The 3,452-nt window shown below is 60.5% G+C and carries 2 protein-coding genes and 1 pseudogene; 1 reads left to right on the top strand and 2 read right to left on the bottom strand.

The annotated features are described in order from the left end of the window. Nucleotides 1-228: pseudogene (locus H299_RS35890) on the bottom strand (RHS repeat-associated core domain-containing protein); the annotation flags it as partial. 699 nt (nt 229-927) lie between these two features. On the opposite strand from H299_RS35890, the gene H299_RS0123635 reads away from it, so the two are divergent. Beyond that, a complete protein-coding gene (locus H299_RS0123635; protein WP_027750424.1) occupies nt 928-1,737 on the top strand; it encodes a transposase family protein in 810 nt (269 codons plus the stop codon). A gap of 1,227 nt (nt 1,738-2,964) precedes the next feature. On the opposite strand, the gene H299_RS39725 is transcribed toward H299_RS0123635, so the two are convergent. Beyond that, nucleotides 2,965-3,452, bottom strand: a 488-nt coding sequence (locus H299_RS39725) for an RHS repeat-associated core domain-containing protein (RefSeq protein ID WP_486587397.1), incomplete at its 5' end; no start/stop codon positions are given.

The following is a 3,452-nucleotide window of genomic DNA, read 5'->3' as shown; positions in this document are numbered from 1 at the left end:
GGACGTATGCGAGGGGGTTGGGGGCTGGGGACAGGCCGAGGGGGTCGGGGGTGGTGTAGCGGGCCGTGGTGGGGTCGTAGTGGCGGTGGAAGTTGTAGTGGAGGCCGGTTTCCGGGTCGTGGTACTGGCCCGGGAAGCGGAGCGGGGTGTACGGGTGGCGTCGGTGTTCCAGGTGGTGGTGCCCCACAGGGTCGTGCGGGCATGCCAGGCGGCGTCCGCCAACTCATCCCTCTGTCAGTCCTCGATGACAGGCCGTACGGAGAAAGGAACGGGTCGAGGCGGACATGGATCTGCCCTCTGGGCATGACGTGGAGACGGAAGGTCCTCTGACCTGGGAGGCTGTCCATGTCGGCCGACCGCTCACAAAGCAGACTCCGTGCTCAAACTATTCGGTTCCCCGCAAGGGGCCAAACCGGGACGGCGTATGATGATCTCCTTCATCCTCAGACCAGGCACACTTTCCTGCCTGAACAAACCCTTCTCCATTATTGATCACATAGAGGTCACCATGCGGTTGAAGTGCCGCACTGATCGTTTCAGACAGGTCACGAGCTTCGACAAGAGTCGCCTTTTGGATATGCAAATTGGAAAATGAAGGCTTCAGCAGCATAAGAGCAGTGCCCCGAAACACGACATCGATTCTGGTGCCATAATCACTAGGGTGAAAGCTACGTAGAAGCAGAGTCGCATGGCTAACGGAGTATTGCCAGACTTGAAACTTCCTGGACCATCGAACGATTTCCTGCAAGGTCTAACCTCCACTATTCAACCACTGAGGTTTTCTCAGCGAAATGATCTTCGCGAAGCGGGCGCATCCGGTGTGTTCGGGGTGCAACGGGCAACGGGGCCCCGGCGGCGGGCAGACGTAAAGCCCCTGGTAGGACGGGTCTCTCTCACAAGATCGTCCGCTGAACCAGAGGCTTCACGTTGGTCACCTATGTTGCCACGCTCGACGTACCGCGCCATGTGGTGGAGCACCTTGCCCGCCTGCTGACTGCCCACCGGCGCCGGATCGGCACACCAAGAGGCTCCCGGGTGCTCGGCCCGTTCCGCCAGGCCGTTCCGGTGCTGCGCCGGTTCCGCGAGCGGGGCTGCGTGCACTGCCTGGCCCACGACGCCGGCGTCTCCCAGGCGACCGGCTACCGCTACCTGCACGAGGGCATCGACGTCCTCGCCGACCAAGCCCCCGACCTGCACAAAGTCCTGGACCGTTGCCACCTTCAGGAACTGACGCATGTGATCCTGGACGGCACGCTGATCGAGTCCGACCGCGTCGCCGGTGTGCGCGAGAACGGCAACGACCTGTGGTTCAGCCAGAAACACAAGGCGTTCGGCGGCAACATCCAGTTCCTGTCCGCCCCCGACGGCACACCTCTGTGGGTCTCCGATGTCGAACCCGGCTCCACCCCCGACATCACCGCCGCCCGAGCCCACGCTCTGCCCGCGCTCTACAAGGCGGCAGCCGATGGTCTCCCCACCCTCGCCGACAAGGGCTACATCGGAGCAGGCATCGGGATCCGCATCCCCGTCCGCCGCCCCAAGGGCAAGCCTGAACAGACACTTCACGTCGACACCCGCACGCTCAACACCCTGCTGCGGCACACGCGCGCCCTCGGCGAGCGCACCGCCGCCGAACTCAAGCAGCGATGGCGCACCCTGCAGCACATCACGCTCAGCCCCAGGCGCATCGGCGACATCGCCCGCGCCGCCCTCGTCCTCAACGGAATCTGGAAGTGATCACCGCTGAGAAAACCTCACTGACCAAGACGACTCTGGACTCGATCCAGCACCGCTTCCGAGCCTGAAGGACCAAGCTCCGCCTGTGGATACATGCGCAGAATCAATTCACGCCACATTTAAGGCTCCTTGTGTGGGCTTCATGGAAGGCTCCCTCGCGGCCGGCAATGCCACCGTCTTCCACGAGGTGCCGTCTACACCTGGATCTACGCCCTGCCCAAGGGCGAGCTGGCGAAGCTCGGCGTGATGCTGCCCTCCGGCCGCACCCGTCGCGGCCAGAAACGTCCCTGACCTGGGACCAGGGGCATCGAAATGGGACAGCACGCCGCTCTCACCCTGGCCACCGGCCTGGACGTCTACTTCGCCGACCCGCACAGCCCCTGGCAGCGGCCCACCAACGAGAACACCAACGGCATCATCCGCCGCTACCTCCCCAAGGGCAGCGAGATCACCGACCATCGCCGAAGAGATCAACAACCAGCCCCGCCGCTGCCTCGACTGCCTCACACCACAAAAAGCCTTCCAAGACGCCCTGACCGAAGGCGTTGCTTCAACGAATTGACACCGCACTCCTGGTACCTGCATGCAGCTACGCACCGGCTTTCTGCATCCGATGGAATGCCGTCGATCTTCTGTGATCGAAAAGCTCGACGAAGGGAACCCGAATGTCCTCGGAGGGGCTATGGCAGACGAGGAAGCAAGCTCAACCAATCGACCACCTCTGGGTCTCTGAATTCTTCCCCCAAATATGCATCCACATCCTCGAGTGGCCTTAGTAGATTCTTGATACGTCGCAGTCTTAGAATCTCGTGCACATCAGAATTTTGCCACCCTGTGGCCGCTTCCAGCACCTCTTGACGTGTCGCACCGATGGACAAGATGGTCGACTCATACAGGTCACGAAGATTCCGTGGACCACTCTCGGAAACTTGACCAAACGTACAGATCAAATAGGATCTGATCCTCGCTTCCCCAGCAGCAGATACCTGCCTTCCCCCGGGTTGCTCTTTCCTGGCGATCGCGAACATAGCTACTTGCGCCCACTTGATTCGAATCTTTTCATCGAGATCAGAATTCTGCATCCTACCCACGGAATATTCACGCACCTCCTCCCAGCCCTGAGCCCACTCTCTGCTTCCGCCAGGAGCGGTGACCAAACCAGCCAACACCTCGGTTCTGGTATCGACTGACCCTCCGGACTGCAAATCTGCAATCCGTGGATTACGCTTACTCGGGGAAGGGGATTCCTGCGCGTTCAAATGCATCCTTTCCTCGCTGAAGACTTTCAATCGACGGCTTATAGTGGCCACTATTATTGTCAAGACTCAAACCAAAATACCCCCCCTTCTGTCCTGCTATGTCAGCCTCCCCTGCAGCCAATACCGGCCTTCCACCTGTAATGACAGGGTGCTTCAACTCGACACCATTGACGTGTTTTGGAATAACAGCAAGATCTCCATCTACGTCTATTGCCCACTTGATAGTCCCCGAATTTACAGCTTCATCAAACCCTGCGTCACCAACTTTGAGGGGCCTGACTCCAAGGCGTTCTGCATCTGCCAGCTCGCGCGGCAGATCTTCCGGCATCTGATTCTCGTATTTTGGAGCAAGTCCGAGTGGGTCGGTCCAGGTGTGGGGGTTGGGGACGTATGCGAGGGGGTTGGGGGCTGGGGACAGGCCGAGGGGGTCGGGGGTGGTGTAGCGGGCCGTGGTGG

The organism is Streptomyces sp. CNH287 (assembly GCF_000424825.1).
Note: the sequence above shows the minus strand (reverse complement) of the source record. Positions and strands in the feature narration are given on the sequence as shown.